Annotated in this window: 18 protein-coding genes; 2 read left to right on the top strand and 16 right to left on the bottom strand. The window is 66.7% G+C overall.

Features of this window, described 5'->3' with window-relative positions; all coding sequences use genetic code 11:
• Positions 1-23: 23 nt before the first annotated feature.
• Both SI859A1_RS03200 and SI859A1_RS03195 read right to left on the bottom strand, forming a co-directional pair.
• The gene (locus SI859A1_RS03200) at positions 24-1,148 is read right to left on the bottom strand and encodes a glycosyltransferase (protein ID WP_040325129.1); all 1,125 of its coding nucleotides are present in this window, start codon (positions 1,146-1,148) and stop codon (positions 24-26) included.
• A gap of 241 nt (positions 1,149-1,389) precedes the next feature.
• Entirely contained in the window at positions 1,390-2,004 is a 615-nt protein-coding gene (locus SI859A1_RS03195) for a glycosyltransferase family 29 protein (protein WP_050767419.1), read from the bottom strand.
• Between the two features lie 664 nt (positions 2,005-2,668).
• On the opposite strand from SI859A1_RS03195, the gene dinB reads away from it, so the two are divergent.
• A complete protein-coding gene (dinB, locus tag SI859A1_RS03190; protein WP_040326228.1) occupies positions 2,669-3,790 on the top strand; it encodes a DNA polymerase IV in 1,122 nt (373 codons plus the stop codon).
• Positions 3,791-3,912: 122 nt separating this feature from the next.
• Here the strand turns inward: dinB and SI859A1_RS03185 are convergent, their stop codons facing one another.
• From SI859A1_RS03185 to SI859A1_RS20135, 11 genes are all read right to left on the bottom strand, one after another.
• The gene (locus SI859A1_RS03185; RefSeq protein ID WP_009208421.1) at positions 3,913-4,737 is read right to left on the bottom strand and encodes a manganese catalase family protein; all 825 of its coding nucleotides are present in this window, start codon (positions 4,735-4,737) and stop codon (positions 3,913-3,915) included.
• Positions 4,738-4,803: 66 nt separating this feature from the next.
• Positions 4,804-5,253, bottom strand: a complete 450-nt coding sequence (locus SI859A1_RS03180) for a DUF2383 domain-containing protein (protein ID WP_009208420.1) — start codon at positions 5,251-5,253, stop codon at positions 4,804-4,806.
• A gap of 574 nt (positions 5,254-5,827) precedes the next feature.
• Positions 5,828-7,300 (bottom strand): mannitol dehydrogenase family protein, encoded by a 1,473-nt coding sequence (locus SI859A1_RS03175; RefSeq protein ID WP_009208419.1) that lies wholly within the window; start codon positions 7,298-7,300, stop codon positions 5,828-5,830.
• 122 nt (positions 7,301-7,422) lie between these two features.
• A complete protein-coding gene (locus SI859A1_RS03170; RefSeq protein ID WP_009208418.1) occupies positions 7,423-8,427 on the bottom strand; it encodes an ABC transporter ATP-binding protein in 1,005 nt (334 codons plus the stop codon).
• A gap of 12 nt (positions 8,428-8,439) precedes the next feature.
• Positions 8,440-9,270 (bottom strand): carbohydrate ABC transporter permease, encoded by an 831-nt coding sequence (locus SI859A1_RS03165; protein ID WP_009208417.1) that lies wholly within the window; start codon positions 9,268-9,270, stop codon positions 8,440-8,442.
• A gap of 13 nt (positions 9,271-9,283) precedes the next feature.
• Positions 9,284-10,156 carry a carbohydrate ABC transporter permease gene (locus SI859A1_RS03160; protein ID WP_009208416.1) on the bottom strand — a complete coding sequence of 291 codons (873 nt, stop codon included), beginning with the start codon at positions 10,154-10,156 and terminating at the stop codon, positions 9,284-9,286.
• A 285-nt stretch (positions 10,157-10,441) separates the two neighbouring features.
• On the bottom strand, positions 10,442-11,776 hold the full coding sequence (locus SI859A1_RS03155) for an ABC transporter substrate-binding protein (protein WP_009208415.1): 1,335 nt from the start codon (positions 11,774-11,776) through the stop codon (positions 10,442-10,444).
• Between the two features lie 255 nt (positions 11,777-12,031).
• Positions 12,032-12,553: a 2'-5' RNA ligase family protein gene (locus tag SI859A1_RS03150; protein ID WP_009208414.1), complete on the bottom strand. Its 522-nt coding sequence runs from the start codon at positions 12,551-12,553 to the stop codon at positions 12,032-12,034.
• A gap of 74 nt (positions 12,554-12,627) precedes the next feature.
• Positions 12,628-12,978 carry a hypothetical protein gene (locus SI859A1_RS03145; RefSeq protein WP_050767418.1) on the bottom strand — a complete coding sequence of 117 codons (351 nt, stop codon included), beginning with the start codon at positions 12,976-12,978 and terminating at the stop codon, positions 12,628-12,630.
• 84 nt (positions 12,979-13,062) lie between these two features.
• Entirely contained in the window at positions 13,063-13,605 is a 543-nt protein-coding gene (locus SI859A1_RS03140) for a sterol desaturase family protein (protein ID WP_009208412.1), read from the bottom strand.
• Positions 13,606-13,733: 128 nt separating this feature from the next.
• The gene (locus SI859A1_RS20135; RefSeq protein ID WP_050767417.1) at positions 13,734-14,339 is read right to left on the bottom strand and encodes a DUF2585 family protein; all 606 of its coding nucleotides are present in this window, start codon (positions 14,337-14,339) and stop codon (positions 13,734-13,736) included.
• Positions 14,340-14,549: 210 nt separating this feature from the next.
• Here SI859A1_RS20135 and SI859A1_RS03130 point away from each other — a divergent pair, with 210 nt between their 5' ends.
• Positions 14,550-15,479 carry a fatty acid desaturase gene (locus tag SI859A1_RS03130; protein ID WP_148233715.1) on the top strand — a complete coding sequence of 310 codons (930 nt, stop codon included), beginning with the start codon at positions 14,550-14,552 and terminating at the stop codon, positions 15,477-15,479.
• Here the strand turns inward: SI859A1_RS03130 and SI859A1_RS03125 are convergent.
• The 3 genes from SI859A1_RS03125 to SI859A1_RS03115 form a co-directional block, all read right to left on the bottom strand.
• Positions 15,389-16,612, bottom strand: coding sequence for an MFS transporter (locus SI859A1_RS03125; RefSeq protein ID WP_009208410.1), 1,224 nt, complete (start codon positions 16,610-16,612; stop codon positions 15,389-15,391). The two genes, SI859A1_RS03130 and SI859A1_RS03125, sit on opposite strands and share 91 nt — an antisense overlap.
• A 119-nt stretch (positions 16,613-16,731) precedes the next feature.
• Entirely contained in the window at positions 16,732-20,007 is a 3,276-nt protein-coding gene (locus SI859A1_RS03120) for a DEAD/DEAH box helicase (protein ID WP_161600103.1), read from the bottom strand.
• A 242-nt stretch (positions 20,008-20,249) separates the two neighbouring features.
• The gene (locus SI859A1_RS03115) at positions 20,250-21,296 is read right to left on the bottom strand and encodes an Ldh family oxidoreductase (RefSeq protein ID WP_009208408.1); all 1,047 of its coding nucleotides are present in this window, start codon (positions 21,294-21,296) and stop codon (positions 20,250-20,252) included.

The raw sequence follows: 21,296 nt of genomic DNA, 5'->3' as shown, positions 1-21,296 counted from the left end.
CGCCGAACGCGGCTTCGGGCGTTCTAGCCGGTGGCGGCCAGCGGCTGCTGGCCCTCGCCCCACAATTCGTCCGTCAGGCTTTCCAGCCAGGTCGCCGCTCTTTGCGCAGCATCCTTGCGATAGAGCGGTGCGATCCGCGCCGGATCGAGCCGCCGCGCCTCCTCCATCAGGCCCTGCCAGCCGGCAAGATCGCCCGGCCAGCGCTGTGCGTGGACGGCCGCGCCCACCGCGGCAATCGCCTCGGCCTTGCGGATCTGCTCGTTGAAATAGCGCCATTCCGGGGCGATCACGAGCGGCCGGCCGACCCGCGCGATCTCGGTGACCGTGTTGTCGCCCGCGGACGCCACGACGATATCGGCCGCCGCGAGATAGTCGGTGACGTTCGACACCCAGCCGAGTTCGCGCAGATTGGAGAAGTCGGTCTCGTGGCCTTCCTTCAGAGTCGGCCCGAGCACCAGCCAGTCGGCGTCCGGGAGGGCGCGCGCGCCGACGGTGAGCGGCGCATAGGGCGTGCCGGCGCCGCCCCCGCCGGTGAGGACGACAATGGTTTCGCGGGTCGGATCAAGCCCCAGCTTGCGCCGCGCCGCCTCGCGCGTCGACACCGGATCGCGGGTCGTGCAGAGCCCGCCCGAATAGAAGGTCTTGGCGCGCAGATGCGCCGGATAATCGTCCTGTTCGAGACTCTCGTCGAAGGGGGCCAGCATGCCGACGCTGGATTCGTAGCTGGCGATATGGCCGGTATCCGACCGGTCGCCATGCATGCGGATCTGCACGGCCGGGACCGAGGCGATCCGCGACAGGAGCGCGATCTCCGACGAGACGTCCACGACGAACAGCCCGACGTCACGCGCGTCGAGATGGTCGATGATGGCGCGCATCGTGCCGCGCATTTCCTTCAGCCCCAACGGCACGCAATGCAGCGCCGGCGGTGTCGGCTCGGCATAGAGCCGCTCCGTCGGCACGCCGGCGCCGATCATGTTCGGCAGGGTGATCAGCTCGATATCGCGCGAGAAGCCCTCGAACAGATGCGGCCCCGCCGTCAGCACCGACACCGGCCGCGTGCGCGAAAACGCCTCGACCAGCGCCATCGTCCGGTTGGCATGCCCGCGCCCCTGGTGATGCACGAAGAAGGCAATCGGCCTGGTCATGCCCGGCCCTCCCGCTGGATGAGGGACCACGGGCCGGTGCCGCTCGCGAAATGGATGTCGAACGCTGCCATGTCGTGCTTTCGATCGATGGGAAACAGGACATGGCAGGTAGCGCGGCGGCCCGGCCCGGCTGCCGATTCATGGTCGCGGCAAACGAAAATCTCGCATCGAGAACGCAGCCAGCACGCGAACATGCCGCCGCACCGGCAGGACGCTTCGCGAAAGCGACGATGCGTCGCGGTCAGGAAAGCGGATGCAGCCGCACCCGGCCCTCGCCGTGCATCGTCTCGAAGAGCGCCCGTTCGCGACTCCAGCGATGTCCGTCCCAGCCGTCGAAGCCGAAGCCGTAGACATCGATCGGGTTGTCGAACGTCTCGAGCGCCCAGAGGAGCGCGATAAGACCGGTGGAAGGCGCGCTCATGTCGCGCAGCGGCCGCCCGTAGCCGATGACGGCGCATGCCCGCAGGAAGATGTCGACCTCGACCCGGGTCACGGACCGGCCGTTGGCACGCAGCCGCGCTTCGGCCTCGGGCGCCCAGTTGCGGGCATCGGGTGCCGAGCGTTCTGCATCATCGAGCGGAGGTTCGACGAGATCGTCCTTGCCCGGATGGATCGGCAGCAGGATCTCGCCGGCCTGCGCCACCGCCGGACGTGCGAGAAAGTCCGGATCGTCCAGCCATTCCCGCATCTGCCCGCCGCAATTGATCAGGAAGAGATGCGTCGTGCGACTGCCATTGACCCCGCCGAGGCCGAAGCAATTGTTGATGCGGATGACGCTCTCGCTGGCGTCGATCGAGGCGGAGCGGTCCCGCTCATGCGGGGCGTTGCCGACAAGGCTGATGCTGGGCTGGGTCATGACAGGCCGGATTTTCCCATTGCAGGCGATGGCGCGTGGCAAGAGCGATGCAGCGCGCGCAAGGTTCCAACGCGAATGTACGGCCGCCACTGTCGCCGGGGTCAGATCTTCTTGCGGGTCGGCGCGTGGAAATCCGGCGGCTTGCCGGCGATCCAGCCGAGGAACCGCGCAATGCGGGGATGCTGCGCGAGGGAGTCCCGTCCGCCGTCATCCGGTCGAGCTCCGCATTGGTGAAGCTGGCATGGATGGTGCGATGGCAGATCGGATGGACCGGGACGACCTGTCGTCCGCCGCGGCTCTTGGGCTGCGGATGATGCCATTCGATGCGACGGCCCAGCGTCCGGCCGCACAGCCAACACTCCTCCGCCTCGTCACGCCTGCCCTTCTGCCCCGCCATGCGCGCTATCTAGGTGCGGCGTGCCATGGCGCCAATCGCCGGAAGCAAGGCGTACGGCAGGACATGATGTCACGGTTTTGCTGCAGCCAGTCCGGCGCGTTTCTGCTAGGTCGAACAAACGCCGAACCGCCACGCCCCGGTGCGCGCCGCGCGGAGCCTTAGCCCGCCAGCGCGACCACGCAGGGCGGAATGTCGGGCGGATGTGGTGACGACGGCAGGCGGATGGACGAGGCGCCCCCAGACAACGCGATCGTGCGGGAAACGCACATGCCGGCGGCGGAGGACGCGCCGGACGTGCAGCCCGTCGCGCCCGCCAGGCAGCGCAAGATCATCCATATCGACATGGACGCCTTCTATGCCTCGGTCGAGCAGCGGGACGATCCGTCCCTGCGCGGGCGCCCCGTCGCGGTCGGCGGCTCGCGCGAACGCGGGGTCGTGGCGGCGGCGAGCTACGAGGCGCGTGTGTACGGCGTGCGTTCGGCCATGCCCTCGGTCACCGCGCGGCGGCGCTGCCCCGACCTGATCTTCGTCAAGCCGCGCTTCGAGGTCTACAAGGCGATCTCGGCCGAGATCCGGGCGATCTTCGCCGAGCACACGCCGATCATCGAGCCGCTGTCGCTGGACGAGGCCTATCTCGACGTCACCGAGAACCTTCACGACATCCCCTCCGCCACGCAGATCGCGGAGATGATCCGCCAGCGCATCCGCGAGGTGACCGGGCTGACCGCCTCGGCCGGCGTGTCCTACAACAAGTTCCTTGCCAAGCTGGCGTCCGACTACCGCAAGCCGGACGGGATCTTCGTCGTCACGCCGGCCATGGGTCCGGGCTTCGTCGAGGATCTTCCGATCGGCCGCTTCCATGGCGTCGGCCCGGCAACGGCGGCCAAGATGCAGCGCTTCGGCATTCACACCGGGCGCGACCTTCACGACAAATCGCTCCCCTTCCTGCAGGAGCATTTCGGCAAGACCGGCCCCTATTACTATTCCATCTCGCGCGGCATCGACGAACGCCCGGTGCGCGCCAATCGCATCCGCAAGTCGGTCGGCGCGGAAAACACCTTCGGCGCCGATCTCTTCGCCTTCGACGAGATGCGCGAGGCGCTGCAGCCGATCCTCGACAAGGTCTGGCGCTATTGCGAGACCAGCACCATTCGCGGCCGCACGGTCACGCTGAAGGTCAAGTTTGCCGATTTTCAACAGATCACCCGGGCCCGCTCCGCGGTCCAGCCGGTCGCCTCGCGCGACGATCTCGAACGCATCGCACTCTCCCTGCTCGGCGCGGCCATGCCCTTCGACAAGGGGGTGCGGCTTCTCGGCGTCGCGCTTTCCTCGCTCATACGCGAGGGTATGTCGGACGAAACGCCCACGCAGTTCAGCCTGCCGCTCTGAAGCAGAGCGGCAACGACCACGCCGGCCCCGCCGCCGCCAAGGGCGGGACGAGACCGGCGCGTGTCGCATCGGATATTAAGGAGTGTCAGGCGGGGGGTGTCCCGCCCGACCATGTCGCAGGCTCAGATCTGCTCGGTCTGGGCGCCGGAATTCGGCTTGGCCTTGCCGAGCGTCGGTTTCTGGCCGAGCGGCTCCGGCTGCGCCTTGACGGAGAACTCGCCGCGGCCGTCCAGGGACGGACCGGAGGCCCAGCGACCCTGCGGGGCGTCCTCGTCGAGATGCGTGTTGAGGTAGTAGTAGGAGTGCTCGGTCGCCTCGTGGCTCTCCGGCGTGGAGTTCGGCACCGGCAGCGATGCCGTCAGGCCGCCCATCTCTTCCAGCACGGCCAGCCACTGCTGCTGGTGCATGGTGTCGCGGGCGATCAGGAAGGACAGCATGTCCTTCATGCCGGCATCCTCGGTCCAGTTGTAGAGCCGCGACGCCAGCACGCGGCCGCCGGCCTCGGCGGTGACATTCGCCATCATGTCGGCGGCGACGTTGCCGGTGGCATAGACATGGCTGAGGTCGAAGGGCACGCCGTTCGCGTTTACCGGCATGGCGGACAGGCCCGAGGACAGGAGATGGCGCGGATTGGCACCGCCGAGAATGGCGTGGACCACCGGATCCTTGGCCGCTTCTTCCTGCGCACTCACCGGTGCGCCCTCGAGGTTCAGCGCGACGGCGTGGCCGAGGAACTCGATATGGGACAGCTCTTCCGTCGCCGTCGACATCAGGAGGTTGCGGATGCGGTCGTCGCCGCGCGCGCCCATGGCCTGGAAGAAATACTGCATGGCGACGCGGATCTCGCCCTCGATGCCGCCGATCGCCTGCTGCAGGAGCTTGGCGAACTGCGGATCGGGCTTGTCGACGCGGACGGTGTACTGGAGCTTGGACGAATGGTGAAACATGATCTGTCCCTTCAGTTTCGGTGAATCTGGTTCAATGGGGTCGGCTGCGGCCGGAATATCCGGAGGTCAGAGGCTGGCCGCCGTGCTGTCCATCCAGGCGCGGTGACGCTCCTCGTCGGCCAGCGCGCTGGCGAAGAAGGCCTTGGACTTCGGCACCGCATCGCCGTGGTCGGCGGCGCGCCGATAGGCCGCGACAGTGTCGTCCTCGTTGGTCTTCATGGCCTTGAGGATCGTGGCGTCGCCCATGAGACCGGCCAGCGCGACCTTGCCCGTGGTCAGGACCTGCTTCATGTCGCCCGAGGTGGGCGGATCGAAGGAGAGTTCGCGTGCCATCTCATGCAGCACGTCGAGATGCTGCTGGTGATCCTTGCGGAAGGCCGCAACCTGCGTCGCAAGGCTCTTGTCGCTCAGATTCTCGATGCAGGTCTCATATGCCGCGATGGCGTCGTGCTCGAGGATGATGAGATCGCGAACCAGCGACTTGATGTCCGTCTCTGTTCCTACTGTCGTAACCATGATCGTCTCCTTTGTCGGCGCATGCGCGGTTCACCCTGCGAACTGGCGGGTGAAGGCGCGGATCGCTCAGCCGAGCGTTCCTCGTTGCCTGACCCGAGAAAGGCGGTGACCGCGTCGAACGTTTCATCCGAGTTGCTTGTGCGGCTAAAGGAAAGGGCAGCCGAGGGACGGATAGGTGCCTACGGAGCCGGTGCGCGTGCGCGTGCGCGTGCGCGACAATACTTTCCAGATTGGGATGGAGACGAGTAACCCATACGAATATGTGCGCGCAGCCCGCGGCTATACCGACCGCGCCGCGCGCGGGGCGTCATCAAGCGCGGTCGAAGATGAACCATCGCCGGCGGCGGATCATAACATGACAAATCTGATCATGATTAATCACGCGATGCCTCGCGGCGCCCGCCAATGGCGATCCGTAATCCTTGCGAAACCTTGCGGGCCGACAGCCCAGCCGATTTGATCCGGGGATGCGGAAATCGGCATGAAGAGCGATCCGCCGGCTACGGGAACGACCGGATCGACCTGCATGGGGAAGCTCGGCAGGACGCGCCCGCGTCCGCAAGCCGGGAACGCGTCACGCTTGCCCGAGATAAGTCCGGAGCGTGTCGGCCGTACCTTTCGCCGCCAGCATGCGCAGCCAGTCCGCAAAGGGCTCTGCGAAGCGAGGCTCGTCCTTCAGCCCGCCATAGACGGCATCCATCGACAGCCAGGCCATCGGGTCGGTTTCAGCGGCCCGCGCGCGTTCGGTCAGGTGATCCCAATCGGGATCGTTCGGCGCGATCGCCGCGCCGGAATCGGTCACGCCCCGGCAGTAGCAGCACCACAACGCGCTTTCGAGCGCCAGGCCCGTGGGCATGCGCCCCGCCCGCAGATTGTCGAGCACCGACGGCACGATGAATTTCGGCTGGCGGTTCGAGCCGTCGAGGCAAAGGCGGCGGATCGTGTCGCCGATCTTCGGATTGCCGAACCGGCGCTTGATCAGAGCGTAATAGGCGCCGAGATCGGTGTCGGGCACCGGCGGCAGGATCGGCAGGATCTCCTCGGCCTCGACCTTGTCGAGGAAGCGCGCGACGAGATCGGTCTGCATCGCCTCATGGACGAAATGCACGTCCAGCAGCCCCGCCGGATAGGCGATGATCGCATGGCCGCCATTCAGGATGCGGATCTTCATGTGCTCGTAGGGCGTGACGTCGGGCACGAACTGCACGCCGACCTTCTCCAAAGCCGGCCGACCGGCGGGAAAATCGTCCTCCAGCACCCATTGCTTGAATTCCTCGCAATAGACCGGCCAGGCATCGTCGATGCCCAATGTTTCACGGCAATGGTCGATCTCGCGCTGGCTGGTCGCCGGGGTGATCCGGTCCACCATGCCGTTCGGAAAGGCGACATTCGCCGCGATCCATTCGGCCAGCCCGCCATCGACGAGCCGCGCCATGCCGATGACGGCGGCCGCGCAGACCTTGCCGTTGTGGGGGATGTTGTCGCAGGACATCACCGTGAAAGGCGCAACACCGCGCGCACGTCGCGCTTTCAGCCCGGCGCAGATCAGCCCGAACACCGTCGTCGGCGCCTCGGCGTTCTGCGCATCCGCGACGATCGCCTGATGAGCCGGATCGAACTTGCCGTCGGGGTCGATGAAATAGCCCCCCTCGGTCACGGTCAGGGAGACGATCCGGATCGCCGGGTCGGCGAGCCTCTCGACGATCGCCGGCGTGTCGCCGACCGGCAGCATGTCGATCATCGCGCCGGTGACCCGGGCGCTGGTGCTGGCATTGTCCTGCTCGACGACCGTGGTCAGGTAATCCTGCCCCGCCAGTCTGTCGCGCATCGCCTGGTCGGAGGGCATGACGCCCGCGCCGAGGATCGCGAAATCGTGCCCCTCCCCCATCTCGAACAGGGCGTCGAGATAGACCGCCTGATGGGACCGATGGAAATTGCCGATGCCGAAATGCACGATGCCGGCCCGCAAGGCCGAGCGGTCGTAGCTCGGCACCGCGGCCTTGCCGGCGATGTCGGGAAGATTGGCGGCGCAAAGCCGGACGCTCATGGCAGGTCTCCTCGGGCTGATCGTCGCGGCTGCCAGACGCTCGGCGTGCACTGGAACGGCAGGACGCTGTTCGGGCAGGAACGGTTGCGGGGCGGCGGAGGTCCCGCCGGCCCGCCCTCGTCCTAGCGGACGGCCAGACCCTGGCCGTCGAAGCGGTGCAGCTTGTCTTCCTGCGGGGTCAGATAGACCGTGTCGCCGTGATGGACAGGGAACTCGCCGCCGGCGCGAACGGTCAGCGGCTCGTGGTGAATGGGCGATTCCACGTGCAGGAAGGTGTCGGAGCCCAGATGTTCGGCGACCTTCACGGTTCCCGTCCAGGTCCCTTCCGTGGTCGACAGCGTGACGTGTTCGGGCCGGATGCCGATCGTCTCGACGCCGTAACGCTGCGCCTCCGCGCCCGTCACGAGATTCATCTTCGGCGAGCCGATGAAGCCGGCGACGAAAGTGTTCTGCGGCGCCGTGTAGAGGTCGAGCGGCGAGCCCACCTGCTCGACCTTGCCGGCGCGCAGCACGACGATCTTGTCGGCCATGGTCATCGCCTCGACCTGGTCGTGGGTCACGTAGACCATCGTCGTCTTCAGCCGCTGGTGCAGTTCGGAGATCTCCAGGCGCATGCCGACCCGCAGCGCCGCATCGAGATTGGAGAGCGGCTCGTCGAAGAGGAACGCCGCCGGCTCGCGCACGATCGCCCGGCCGATGGCTACGCGCTGGCGCTGGCCGCCGGACAATTGCCCCGGCCGCCGGTCGATATAGGCGTCGAGATTGAGCGTCTTCGCCGCATAATCCACGCGCCGGTCGATCTCGGCCTTGTCCATATTGGCCATCTTCAGGGGGAAGGCGATGTTCTTGCGCACGCTCATATGCGGGTAGAGCGCATAGGACTGGAACACCATGGCCAGGCCGCGCCTGGCGGGCGGCAGCTCGGTGGCGTTCTGGCCGTCGATCATGATCTGCCCGGCGGTCACATCCTCCAGCCCGGCGATCAGCCGCAGGAGGGTGGACTTGCCGCAGCCGGACGGGCCGACGAACACCACGAACTCACCGTCCTCGATCTTCAGGTCGAGCTCGGGAATGATGACGACGTCGCCGAAGGTCTTGCGAACCTTTTCGAGGTGGATCTGTCCCATGGCGGAGGCTCCTTACTTGACGGCGCCGAAGGTGAGGCCACGCACAAGCTGTTTTTGCGAGAACCATCCGACGATGAGGATTGGCGCGATGGCAAGCATCGAAGCCGCGGAGAGCTTGGCGTAGAAATTGCCCTGCGGGCTGGAGAACGAGGCGATGAAGGCGGTCAGCGGCGCCGCGTTCGAGGTCGTCAGGTTCAGCGTCCAGAACGCTTCGTTCCACGACAGGATGATGTTCAGGAGCACCGTCGACGCGATGCCCGGCACCGCCATCGGCGCCAGCACCTGGGTGATCTCCTTGCGCAGATTGGCACCGTCCATGCGGGCTGCCTCGAGGATCTCGCCCGGAATCTCCTTGAAGTAGGTGTAGAGCATCCAGACGATGATCGGCAGGTTGATCAGGAACAGGACGACGATCAGGCCGAGCCGGGAATCCAGAAGGCCGAAGCGCACGAACAGCAGGTAGATCGGGATCAGCACGCCGACGGCCGGCAGCATCTTGGTGGACAGCATCCACAGAAGGACGTCCTTGGTCCGCTTGGTCGGCGAGAAGGCCATCGCCCAGGCCGCGGGAATGGCGAAGACCAGCCCCAGCGCCGTCGAACCCAGCGACAGATAGACCGAGTTCATCATGTAGTGGAGGTAGTTCGACTGGGTCTGGATGGTCCGGTAGTTTTCCAGCGTCCATTCGAAGCCGACGAAGACCGCCGGGACCGAGATCGCCTGCAGTTCGGTCTTGAACGAGGTCAGGAAGGTCCAGAGGATCGGGAAGAAGATCACCAATCCGACGAACCATGCGAGGGCCGTCATCGTGATCTTGCGGCCGGTGGTCATGCGACGTGACATCTTGCAGCCCTCCTCAGGCGTCGAGGTTCTTGCCGATCAGGCGGACCAGGAAGATGGCGACGATATTGGCAAGGATCACCGCCACGATGCCGCCGGCCGAGGCCGCGCCGATATCGCCGTAGGAGGTCGCCTGCTGCGCCACGAGATAGGTGATGTTGGTCGATTGCGATCCCGGCCCGCCCTGCGTCGTCACCAGGATCTCGGCATAGATCGACAGGAGGAAGATCGTCTGGATGAGGATCACCACGGTGATCGCCCGGCTCATATGCGGCAGGGTGATGTAGACGAAGATCGACAGCGCCCCCGCGCCGTCCATCTCGGCCGCCTCCTTCTGGTCGGTCGACAGGGACTGCAGGGCGGTCAGGAGGATCAGCGTGGCGAAGGGCAGCCACTGCCACGCCACGATGATGATGATCGACAGAAGCGGCACATCGGTCATCCAGTCGATCGGCGTGAAGCCGAGGCCTGTCAGGAACTGGCCGATCACCCCGTATACGGGGTTCATCATCATGTTCTTCCAGACCAGCGCCGCCACGGTCGGCATGACGAAGAACGGTGCGATCACCAGAAGCCGGACGAAGTTCACGCCGTAGACGTCGTGATCGAGCAGCAGGGCGACCAGAATGCCGCCGCCCACCGTGATGGCGAGAACGCCAAGAACCAGCACCAGCGTGTTGCCGAGGGCGGCGAGAAAGGTCGGATCGGTGAGGAAGTAGCTGTAGTTCTCGAAGCCGACGAAGGGATGGGAGAGCGGATTGTAGAGCGTGTAGTTCAGCGTCGAGAAGTACAGCGTCATCGCCAGCGGCACGATCATCCAGATCAGGAGGACGATCACCGCCGGCGCCATCATCGCGCGGGCCGCGGCTTTGGTGTGCAAGGTGGCCATGACACTACCCGTTCTGCCGCCCCCGCGGCGTGGAGCTCAAGACCGAAGGGTCGCCGGGGGCGCGGACCGCTTCGCAGGGCATCTCGGGCCCTTCGCCGTCAGGCGCGAACGCCGGACGGATCGGGGGCATCGGACATCTGGGGGAAATGGCCTCAGGGAGACGATCCGCGAGCCGCGTCGGGCGGCCTTCTCGTCGTCCTCCCCCCGGACGTCCGGTCCGGCAGGGCGGCTCGTTTCATGACCGCCCGTGCCTGTTCGTGACCCGTTGGGGCGTTGCGCCCGGGATCAGTTCTTGATGTAGCCGCCGCGGGTCATCTCGCGGACCGCGATTGCCTGCGCCTGAGACAGCGCCTGGTCGACCGTGGCCGAGCCCGACAGGGCCGCCGCCATCTGCTGGCCGACCGCGGTGCCGATGCCCTGGAACTCGGGGATCGCGGCAAACTGCAGGCCGACATAGGGCTTGCCGCCACCCATCGACGGATCGGCATTGTTGATCGCCGTCAAGGTAGCCTCGGCGAAGGGCGCGGCCTCGGTATATTCCGGGTTCTCGTAGAGCGAGGTACGGGTGCCGGGAGGCACGTTGGCCCAGCCCTCCTTCTCGGCGACGAGGGCGAGATACTCCTTGGACGTCGCCCAACTGATGAAGCTCTGCGCGGCCTCGGCCTTTTCCGACGACGCCGGGATGGCCAGCGACCAAGCCCACAGCCAGTTGTAACCGTTGTTCGGGCAGCTCTCGATGCCGCAGGGCGCCGGTGCGAAGCCGACCTGATCGGGTACCTGGCTCTGCTTGGGATCGGTCACGAACGATGCCGCGACCGAGGCGTCCATCCACATGCCGCACTTGCCCTGGCCGAACAAAGAGAGGTTCTCGTTGAAGCCATTGGAGGCGGCCCCCGGAGGACCGTATTTGGTCATCAGGTCGACATAGAGGGTGACCGCCTTCTTCCAGCCCTCGCTTTCGAACTGCGGCTGCCAGTCGGCGTCGAAATAGTTCGCGCCGAACTCGCGGGCCATGTTGCCGAGGAAGGCCATGTTCTCGCCCCAGCCCGGCTTGCCGCGCAGGCACAGGCCATAGACGCCGGCCTCCTTGTCGGTGACCTTCTCGGCGGCTTCGGCGATGAAGTCCCAGGTCGGCTGTTCGGGCATTTCCAGCCCGGCCTCCTCGAACAGATCCTTGCGGTAGAGCGTCAGGACGCTCTCGGCATAGAATGGTGCGGCGTAGAGCGTGCCGTCCACCGAGAGGGCATTCTTGATCGCCGGGATGAGGTCGCCCTCGTCATAGGCTTCGCCGAGACCGTCCAGCGGCTTCAGCCAGTCCTGCTTGGCCCAGATCGGGACCTCGTAGGTGCCGATGGTCATGACGTCGAACTGGCCACCATTGGTGGCGATGTCGGTCGTCACGCGCTGGCGCAGGATGTTCTCCTCCAGCGTCACCCAGTCGAGCTTGATATCGGGATTGGCCGCCTCGAATTCCGACGACAGCCCCTGCATGCGGACCATGTCGCTGTTGTTGACGGTACCAATCGTCAGGGTTGTCTGGGCGTGGGCCGGCGCCTGCCAGGCGAATGCCGCCAAGGCAGTTGCAGCCGCAAGTACCGTCCTGGTCGTCGAATAGTTCATCTCGGTCCTCCCGGTTCACTCGACTGGCCGTTGACCGGCTCTCTTCCGATTTGCGAACCAGTCTGCCTTGGGAAACCCCGAACGGCAATACGTCCATCGGCGATGAGTTGGCCGCCGCGACGGCGCGGCTTGGCGCAACCGCAAGATGGTATCGTTTGAAACGGCATCGTCCGTCGGCCTTACGGCTGGCATCGGCCTCGGCCGGAACGCCTGCGAGGCGACGGTGACGCTCTGGAACGCAGCGCCGGTTCGCGGTCAGCCGGTAAAGGCAAACTCCCCGGCGGCCTCCCACGGCCCTCCCCGATAATGCCACAGCAGCAGGCCGGTGGCCGTCGCCTCGAACGGCACGAACGCTGCCGCCATCGCTGCATGAAGTGCCTTGGCTTCGGCAGCCCGGACCTTGTTCTGGATGGTCACGTGCGGGCGAAAGCCCTGCGCGTCTTGCCGCGTCAGATGCCCGGACCAGAGCCGGGCGAGATCCTGCCGGAGCGCGGCCAGGGTGGGGCTGTCGATGGCATAGGCCGTGCCCTGCCCCAGGAACCGCAGCGAGGTCACGGGCATCGGAAAGCCCGGTTGCTCCGCCGCCCGCGCCGCGAGCACGTCGCAAACCTCCCGGTACCGCCCGCCCGGCAGATGATGGAACAGGGTGAGATGCGCCGGGATCAGATTGCGCTCCGGCGGAAAATGCTGCCGTCGCTCACGGTCGAAACGCGCAAAGCTCGCCGTATCGAAGCGCAGTGTCAGGATCAGCGGCGCCTCATCCATGGCGTCGATCATCCCGCCACGCGGCGGGTCTCGCCTCGACAGACCCGCCGTTGCGCCAGCCAAGACGGCAACTGCACCCGGCTTCGCTACCCGTCGACAAGGCTCTGATACCATTCGGCATAGACGGTCCCCGCCACCATCCGCCGATTGAGGTCGGGCGCGCCGTCCGTCCACCAGACCGGCCCCCGCTCGCCCAGGCTCGTCTTTGCCGCGTCCACGCGTTGCCGTGCCTCTGCCTTCAGTGCGGCATCGTCCCCGGCGTCCCGGACCGCACGGCGGGCGGACATCAGCTCGTTGACGAGATTCTGGCGCCATTTGGGATCGAGCGACGGGTCGCTCGTTCGCCAGAGCCGGCCCCGCACGACGAAATAGCGTCCGTCCGGCGTCGTCGGATACGTCTTTCCCGATGCCGTGGCGGCTTTGCCGTTCCGCGTCATTACGACACCACGGACCGGTGCCGGGCACATCGCCGACTGCCGATGGCAGCCCCGCGCGTCTCGCGGTCCGGCATGGTCGGGTGCCTAGTTGCGGACGGGCGCATGGGCCGAGCCCTGCGCCGTCACCGAGCGGTCGATCCGCTCGCGATCCAGCACGCCCGAGGCGCGCAGCTCCGCCTTCAGCTTGTCGATCGGCGGGGCGTAGAGAAACCCGAAGGAGACGCAATGGTCGCGCCCCTCCACCGCGTGGTGAAGCCGGTGCGCCTGCACGAGGCGCTTGGCGTAGCCGCGATGCGGCACGTAGCGGAACGGCCAGCGCTGGTGGACCAACCCATCATGCGCCACGAAATAGAGAAGCCCGTAGAGCGTGATGCCCCAGGCGATCGCAAGGAGAACGGGCGAAAGCGCCTGTCCGACGAAGAACAGGGCGACGGCCATGAGGCTGAAGACGACGGCGTAGAGGTCGTTCTTCTCGAAGAAGCCTTCAGTCTCCTCGTGATGGGATTTGTGCCAGCCCCATCCGCTGCGCCCGTGCATGACGAATTTATGCATCGCCCAGGCAAACGCTTCCATCGCGGCCACGGTGGCGATCACGATCAGGGCGTAGAGGAAAATCTCGAACAACATGGCGGCTCTGCAGGTTGCGGGCTCGCGCTCTGGCGCGCGCCCATGCTGTCAATATGGCGAGGAGGTACCGCGCTGCCAAGCACCGGCCGGACGCGTAAAAACCGCGCAAGGGCGCTGGCGCGAACGGCTCAGACTACGCCCAGAACTCGCAGCGTGCCGAGCACCAGACCGTCGTGGATCGACACGACCAGCGCGATCTCGACCACGACGGCCGCAAGCAGCGTGGCGCGCCAGCCCAGCAGCCGGGCGATGAAGAAGCCCAGGGCCACGCAGGCGGTGTCGCTCAGCGAATTGACGATGCTGTCGCCGGCATAGGCCCCCGGCTGGCTCGTTTCGTTGAACAGCCGGACCACCGGCGGCGTGTTCTCGACGATCTCCCAGACAACGCTTCCCAGAACGACGACCACCAGCTTGGAGCGCGCCGGCCATCCGGGCTTCAGCCCGTCGACGAAGACATAGAGACCCGCCCCGAACAGGAGATGCATGAACGAATAGGGGTCGGTCAGATGCTGGGAATTCGCCACCAGTTCGAAACTCGATGACCAGAGGCGCAGAGGCTCCTGCGCCGGCACCACCGGACGCCCGAACATCCAGAGGGACAGCGCCGCGAGGGCGTTCGCGCCCAGGCACAAGAGCACGCAGAGCGCGAGCGACGGCCGGCCCGCACCTCCGGATCCCGTGGTGGCGAGCGCATCGAGCGAACTGTCTCTGGCATTCGGATAGGCGAGTTTCATGCCTGCCTGGATATGGGAGGCTTGGCGCAATGGTCACGCCCGATGCGACAGCGTTGCGATCACCGACGCGTCATTCTCCGGATATCGGGTGCTGGCCGCCTTGCACCTCCCGTGATCGGCTGGGAGGCGCGTCCCGGTCTGCGTCTTGCAGCGTGGGCGAAACGCCGCACTCCGCTTTTCCTGGGCGTCCGGATGTCTAGCTTCGCCCCGATGAACGACGTCGCCATCCCGGCCGGACAGGCCCCCTTCTCCGCGTGCACACGTAAACCGGTGCTGCGGCCGTTCCAGGCGGCGATCGGCCTGACGCTGGCGGGCTGCGTGATCTCCGCATGGATCGCCATCCATGTCGGCGCGGTGTTCTTCCTCGATGTCGGGTGGCGCACGCTGCCCGTCGTGCCCGTCCTCATCGCCGTGCAATGCTGGTTGACCGTCGGGCTCTTCATCGTCGCGCACGATGCCATGCACGGCTCGCTCGCTCCCGGCTGGCCGCGCTTGAACGCCCGCATCGGCGCCTTCATCCTGACGATCTATGCCGGCTTCGCCTGGCGCCGGGTCCGGGGCGCGCACATGGCCCATCACGACGCGCCGGGCACGGCCGACGATCCGGATTTCTTCGTCGACGAGCCCGACCGCTTCTGGCCCTGGTTCCGCGCCTTCTTCCTGCGCTATTTCGGTCGGCGCTCGATCCTGTTCGTGTGCACGGTGGTCACCGTCTACATCCTGGTGCTCGGCGCGCCGGTGCTCAACGTCGTCCTGTTCTACGGGCTTCCGTCCCTGCTCTCGTCGCTGCAGCTCTTCTATTTCGGCACATTCAGGCCGCACCGGCACGAAGAAGACGACTTCGTCGACGCGCACAATGCGCGCTCGAACGAGTTCGGCTACATCGCCTCACTGCTGTCATGCTTCCATTTCGGCTACCACCACGAACACCATGCCGAACCCTGGGTGCCGTGGTGGGGGCTGCCCAGCCAATGGCGGCAGCGCCAGGCGTCCTCAAGTCGCCAAGTTCCCGGCGGACGTGACGCCGCTGATGCGGCGGGAGCCAGTCGTCAGCCGGCGGGTCGATACCGGTCGGTGTCGAGCCGCGGCAGGAACCAGGCCAGAAGCCCGGCCAGCGGCAGAAACGAGCAGATGCGGTAGACGGTCTCGATGCCGTAGCTGTCGGCAAGGCCGCCGAGGATCGCCGCGGCGATGCCGCCCAGGCCGAAGTTCAGCCCGTAGAACAGGCCGCCGATGAGGCCGATCCGGTTGGGCAGCAACTCCATGGCGTAGATCAGGATCGAGGCGAAGGCGCTGGCCATCACGAGGTTGATCGCGATCGTCAGGACGCCCGTCCAGAACAGATCGGCATAGGGCAACAGCAGGGTGAGCGGCAGCGGCCCGAGCACCGAGATCCAGATGATCCGGTAGCGGCCGATACGATCGCCGACGATCCCGCCGATCAGCGCGCCCGCGGCTGCCGAGATCAGGAAGATGAACAGCATCATCTGCGACTGCGGGATCGACAGGCCGAAGCGCTCGATCAGGTAGAAGGTGTAGAACGACCGGAAACTCTCGGCATAGGCGTTCTTGGAAAACATCAGCAGCGTCAGCACCGTCAGGCCGATGGCGATGGTCGCCGTGCCGTGTCGCGGCAGATCGGCATGCTGGCCGGCCAGCGATGCCCGCAGTTCGGAGAAATGCCGGCTGATCGCCGCCTGTTGCCGGCCGATCCAGGTCAGCAGCAGCATCGCCGCCAGCGCCGCGGCGGTGAACCAGGCAAGGCTGGGCTGCCCCAAGGGCACGATGATCAGCGCGGCGAAGACCGGGCCGAGCGCGCCGCCCGCCTGCCCGCCGACCTGGAAGATGCCCTGCGCCAGCCCCTGCCGGCCGCCGGCCGCATAGCGCGCCATGCGCGTGGCTTCCGGATGGAAGATCGAGGAGCCGATGCCGATCAGCGCCACGGCGAAGAGGATGGCTTCGTAGCTCGTCGCGAAGGCTAGCCCCAGCAGGCCCGACAGGGTGAACATCATCCCCATGACCGGAGAATAGGGCGCCGGGCGCCGGTCGGTATAGAAACCGACCAGCGGCTGCAGCAGCGAGCCGGCGATCTGGAAGGTCAGCGTGATCATGCCGATCTGCCAGAAATCGAGCCCGTAGCTGCGCTGGATGATCGGGTAGATGGCCGGGATCAGCGACTGCATCAAGTCGTTGAGGAGATGCGCGACACCCAGAACGACCAGAACGCCCGTGTAGGTCCGGGGCTTCAGGGACATGGCAGGAGCGGTGTTCATTCGGGCAATCCGTCATTCGCCGACGCAGGCCGCAACGATTACAGCAAACGGCGGCGGCAGACAGTATCAGATCGTATGCTCCCCTGAATATCGCCGGCGGTGAGAAATCCCGGCCCGGCTTACGCTTCGTCCGATCCCTCCGCCGCCGGCACCACCGCTGCCAGGCGATCCAGCAGTTCGTTCGCGTGTGCCAGCGGGTCGGCTTCGTCGTCCTCGGGCGCAGGAAAGATCAGCCGGTTCTTCGACCATTTGGCATCGTCGAGCCGGTCTTCGATGCCGGCATCCTGCAGCGCCGCGGACATTGCCGGCGTGAAGCCCAAGGCGGTCGCCTTCGGACCGTGATCGAGCTTTGCGACCCCGGCCGCGCGGCAGCGAAGCCTGAGTTCGGCCAGCCTAAAATGGGTCAGGAGCGTTGCCGGCATCGGCCCGAACCGGTCCTCGATCTCCACCCGCAATGCGTCGAGGGTCGCCGCGTCCGAGACGCGTTCGAGCAGCAGCGCCAGCTCGATCCGCATATCCGGTTCGGGAACGTAGTCGGCCGGGATCGTCGCCGGCAGCCCGAGGGCGATCACCGGCCGGACATCGTCCGGCTCCGGCTGGCCCTGCGCCAGCGCGACGGCGCGTTCCAGGATCTTGCGATAGAGCCCGATGCCGATCGTCTGGACATGACCGGCCTGCTCGTCGCCCAGGAGCTCGCCCGTCCCGCGCAGATCGAGGTCGCGCGCGGCGATGTCGAAGCCTGCACCGAGCGTGCTGAACTCCTCCAGTGCCTCGAGCCGGCTTCGGGCATGCTCGCCGAGTTCCCTGTCCGCTTCGGTGGTCAAAAGGACGTGGCCACGGCGCGCGCCCCGGCCGACCCGGCCGCGCAGCTGGTGCAGTTCGGCGAGACCGAAGCGGTCGGCATGGCACACGACCATGGTGTTGGCATTGGCGACATCGAGCCCGCTTTCCACGATCGCGGTCGCCAGGAGAACGTCGTGCTCGCCATGGGCGAAGGCCAGCATCGCGTCCTCGACCTCGTCGGGCTTCATCTTGCCATGCAGCGTGACCGTCGTCTGCTCCGGCACCAGTTCCTGCAGCTTCGCCGCCATCGGCTCGAGATCCTCGATGCGCGGGCACACGACGAAGCTCTGCCCGCCGCGCGCGCGCTCCGCCGTCAGGGCGTCACGAACGGCGGCGTCGTCGAACGGCCCGACCCGGGTCTTCACCGGGCTGCGCCGGTTGGGCGGTGTCGCAATGATGCTGAGATCGCTCAGCCCGACGAAACCGGACTGAAGGGTGCGCGGAATAGGCGTCGCCGTCATCGTGAGGATGTGGACGCCATCGGCCAGCGTGCGCATCGCGGCCTTTTGTTCGCTGCCGAAGCGCTGCTCCTCGTCGATGATCACCAGCGCCAGATCGTCGAAGGCCACATCGCCTGAGAGGATGGCGTGGGTCCCGACGACGATCTTCGCGGTTCCGTCCTGCATGGCAGCCTTGGCGGCATCCGCCTCGTCCTTGCCGACGAGGCGCGACAGCCGGACGATCTCAACGCCCTGAGCGCCGAAGCGGGCCGAAAACTCGCGAAAATGCTGCTGGGCCAGAACCGTCGTCGGCGCGATCACCGCGACCTGTCTGCCGGAGAAGACCGCGGCGGCCGCGGCGCGCAGCGCCACCTCGGTCTTGCCGTAGCCGACATCGCCGCAGACCAGACGCTCCATCGGACGGCCGGACGCCAGATCGTCGAGCACGTCCAGGCACGCATTGTTCTGGTCCGCTGTGAGCTCATAGGCAAAGCGCGCACAGAACCGCTCGAAGGAGACCCGGTCGGGCACGATCTTCGGTGCCTTCGCCTCGGCCTTTTCCGTCAGCCGTTCGACCATGCGGTCGGCGGTCACCGAAATCGCCCCGAAGATCTCGTCGCGGCGCTTCTGCCACGTCCGGCCCTTCAGATCGTCGAGGGTCACGTCGGTGGAGGCACCGCCACAGCGCCAGACCGCGCCGATGTCGGACATCGGCACCAGCAGCGTCTCGTCATTGCGGTAGCGCAGGCTCAGGGCCTCGCCTTCCGGATCGCCGCCATTGCCGTTCGGATCGATCGGCACGAGGCCGTCGAGAACCGCGACCCCGTGTTCGATATGAACGACCCGGTCGCCGGTCATGAAGGTATCGACCTGCGGCGCGAACCCGTCCGACGGGCCGGCGACCGCGGCAGCCGCCTTCTGGCCTTCGAGGTTGCGGAGGCTGATGACGGCGACACCGCTTTCGGCGGCGACGAACCCTTGCGTGATCGGTGCATCGAAGAGCAGCAGCGACGATGGCGCAGCGTCGCAGATCGCATCCCAGTTCGCGGCCGGCTCGAAGACGCCGTCGAGCGCCGTGCCGGCCTTGCGGGCTGCCGATCGCATGACGCGGCCGTCGGGACCCGCCAGAACGATGCGATAGCCCTCATCACGCAGCGGCTCCACAAAGGAAGCCAGCGCCTTGTAGGGCTGGCGCTCCGTCGCAAAGACCGGCACGGAATAATCCGCCTCCACGTCGTCGACGAGCGCCGTCACCCGCTCCGCGACGAGTGTGTCCCACGTCTCGCGGTCCAGGTGGTCGGCCAGGACGGCGTGACGGTGCGGATCGTCCGCATCGATCCGCTGCAGGGCATCGAAGACCTCGTCGGCGCGGATCTCGGCGCCGGTCTCCAGCACCATGTCCGCATCCTGCAGATAGTCGAAGACCGTCTCGGGCCGTTCGTATTGGCGGCAGAGGAACCGTTCGCTGTCGGGCGCGCCGGTCTGAAGCGTTTCGCCATCGATCTCCTGCCGCCCCGTGGCGCCATCGTCCGCCCCGACGATCTCGCTCGCCGGATCGACGATGAGGCAGTCGGTTTCGCTCACCGAGCGTTGGCTGACCGGATCATAGGAGCGGATCGCGGTCACCACCCCGTCCTCATGCTCGATCCGGCACGGCCGCGGCGCCGCGGCAGGGAAAATTTCCAGCACCTTGCCGCGAAACGCCGCCTCGCCCGGCTCGTCGACCCGGTCGTCGAGCCAGTAGCCGAGATGCTGCAGCTTTGCCTGCAGCGCCGTCTGGTCGAGCGTCTCGCCGACCCGGATTTCCGAGTGCAGCCCCTCCCAGACCGATTTCGGCGGGACCTTGCGGATCAGCGCCGCCGGGGTGGTGATCAGGACGGAGGGACGCTTCTCCTCGTCGAGAAGCCAGCGCAGCATCGCCATCCTGTTGCCGGCGGTCGCCACCGTCACCGGCAAACCATCGCCGGGAAACCCGTCCGGCGCGTCGAGTTCGCAGACCGTGCCGGGACCTGCCAGAATGCTGGCCAGGGCGAAGATGTCGTGCCGGCGTCGGCCGGTCTCGGCGATGTAGATCAGCGGGCGCCGGTCGTCCGAGACCCGCCTTGCAATCATGGCGGCGACGACCCCGATGGGATGCAGCGGGAAAACCCGTTTGTTTCCGCTCCTGCGATCCTGGCTCGTCGTCGAATGATGCATGTCCCGCCCTTTGAAAATCCGCACCATCGAACGGGCGGGAGGGCAAAACGATCCGCGACATATTGCACCGGATCGCGCGCCGTGCGGACGGCGTGTCGATCGATTGGCAGTCGGTGCAGCAGTGGGAAGGCTGGGTAAAGGCGTCGAAGCAACCGTCCTCAGAGCGCGGCGATGCCTAGATCCTGCGCGATGCGGTCGAGCTCGGCCCGCAGCGCCGGGTGCAGGGCGATGCCATCGGCGACGCGCTGCGTGCGCGCCGCCTCGCGTCCGTCGCCCGGCACGCGGACGGCCGGATAGCCCGGCAGCGGCGTAGAGGCGCGCATCTCGGCGAAGACGCGGTTCGCTGTCGCAGTGAAGTCGCCAAGATCGCCGAAGGCCGCAATGTCGATGGCGGCGACGAACTGGCCCGTATTGGTGGGGCTCTCGGTGTCCTTGGTGAAATCCACCACGTCGGACCCGAATGCGGCACCGTTCAGGACGCCCGCCAGGAGCCCGATGACCATGGCGAGACCGTAGCCCTTGGGCCCGCCGATCGGCAGGAGGAACCCCTCGTCCTTGCGGTTCGGGTCGGTCAGGGGCTTGCCGTCGCGGCCGACCATCCAGCCCTCGGGCATCGGCTCGCCCTTCTGGGCAAGGGTCTTGATCTTGCCCATCGCGGCGACGGTGGTCGCCATGTCGAGAACGAAGGGATCCGCCCCGCCCGGCGCGGCGAAGGCGATGGGGTTGGTGCCGAGAAGCAGGTCGGTGCCGCCATAGGGCGCAACGTGGTTGGCGCTGCCGACGGCGGCGCAGATGCCGATCATCCCGGCCCTGGCCTGGGGTCGCACATAGAGGGCGGCGGGCCCGGCATGGTTACCGCCGCGCACGCCCACCCAGCCGATCCCCGCCTGTCGCGCCTTGATGATCGCGAGGTCACAGGCCTGCGCCATCGCCAGTTGGCCGAGGCCGTTATCGCCATCGATCAGCGCCGTGGCGACCGTCTCGCGCAGGACATGCGGGTTGGCCGCCGGGTTGCAGCCGCCGTCCCGCAGGCGGTTCACATATTGGCGCAGGCGAAACAGGCCATGGGTGTCGTAGCCGAGACGGTCCGCCTCGACCATCAGTTCGGCCACCGCCCGAGCATCCCCTTCGGGAACCTTGAGGCTGGTGAAGGCGCGGGCGGCGAACTCCGCCAGCGCCGCCCCCGGAACAGGCGCCCCGGCCAC

It is taken from the genome of Aurantimonas manganoxydans SI85-9A1 (genome assembly GCF_000153465.1).
In the GTDB taxonomy this organism is placed as follows: Bacteria; Pseudomonadota; Alphaproteobacteria; order Rhizobiales; family Rhizobiaceae; genus Aurantimonas; species Aurantimonas manganoxydans.
This window is presented reverse-complemented; position numbering and strand designations above follow the sequence as displayed.

What these genes read in the sequence shown, in the direction of transcription:
- SI859A1_RS03125 (WP_009208410.1), bottom strand. Translation starts at nt 16,612, where the DNA reads ATGAACACCGCTCCTGCCATGTCCCTGAAGCCCCGGACCTACACGGGC.
- SI859A1_RS03155 (WP_009208415.1), bottom strand. Translation starts at nt 11,776, where the DNA reads ATGAACTATTCGACGACCAGGACGGTACTTGCGGCTGCAACTGCCTTG.
- SI859A1_RS03160 (WP_009208416.1), bottom strand. Translation starts at nt 10,156, where the DNA reads ATGGCCACCTTGCACACCAAAGCCGCGGCCCGCGCGATGATGGCGCCG.
- SI859A1_RS03130 (WP_148233715.1), top strand. Translation starts at nt 14,550, where the DNA reads ATGAACGACGTCGCCATCCCGGCCGGACAGGCCCCCTTCTCCGCGTGC.
- SI859A1_RS03185 (WP_009208421.1), bottom strand. Translation starts at nt 4,737, where the DNA reads ATGTTTCACCATTCGTCCAAGCTCCAGTACACCGTCCGCGTCGACAAG.
- SI859A1_RS03180 (WP_009208420.1), bottom strand. Translation starts at nt 5,253, where the DNA reads ATGGTTACGACAGTAGGAACAGAGACGGACATCAAGTCGCTGGTTCGC.
- dinB (WP_040326228.1), top strand. Translation starts at nt 2,669, where the DNA reads ATGCCGGCGGCGGAGGACGCGCCGGACGTGCAGCCCGTCGCGCCCGCC.
- SI859A1_RS03150 (WP_009208414.1), bottom strand. Translation starts at nt 12,553, where the DNA reads ATGATCGACGCCATGGATGAGGCGCCGCTGATCCTGACACTGCGCTTC.
- SI859A1_RS03175 (WP_009208419.1), bottom strand. Translation starts at nt 7,300, where the DNA reads ATGAGCGTCCGGCTTTGCGCCGCCAATCTTCCCGACATCGCCGGCAAG.
- SI859A1_RS03170 (WP_009208418.1), bottom strand. Translation starts at nt 8,427, where the DNA reads ATGGGACAGATCCACCTCGAAAAGGTTCGCAAGACCTTCGGCGACGTC.
- SI859A1_RS03120 (WP_161600103.1), bottom strand. Translation starts at nt 20,007, where the DNA reads ATGATTGCAAGGCGGGTCTCGGACGACCGGCGCCCGCTGATCTACATC.
- SI859A1_RS03145 (WP_050767418.1), bottom strand. Translation starts at nt 12,978, where the DNA reads ATGACGCGGAACGGCAAAGCCGCCACGGCATCGGGAAAGACGTATCCG.
- SI859A1_RS03140 (WP_009208412.1), bottom strand. Translation starts at nt 13,605, where the DNA reads ATGTTGTTCGAGATTTTCCTCTACGCCCTGATCGTGATCGCCACCGTG.
- SI859A1_RS03195 (WP_050767419.1), bottom strand. Translation starts at nt 2,004, where the DNA reads ATGACCCAGCCCAGCATCAGCCTTGTCGGCAACGCCCCGCATGAGCGG.
- SI859A1_RS03165 (WP_009208417.1), bottom strand. Translation starts at nt 9,270, where the DNA reads ATGTCACGTCGCATGACCACCGGCCGCAAGATCACGATGACGGCCCTC.
- SI859A1_RS03200 (WP_040325129.1), bottom strand. Translation starts at nt 1,148, where the DNA reads ATGACCAGGCCGATTGCCTTCTTCGTGCATCACCAGGGGCGCGGGCAT.
- SI859A1_RS20135 (WP_050767417.1), bottom strand. Translation starts at nt 14,339, where the DNA reads ATGAAACTCGCCTATCCGAATGCCAGAGACAGTTCGCTCGATGCGCTC.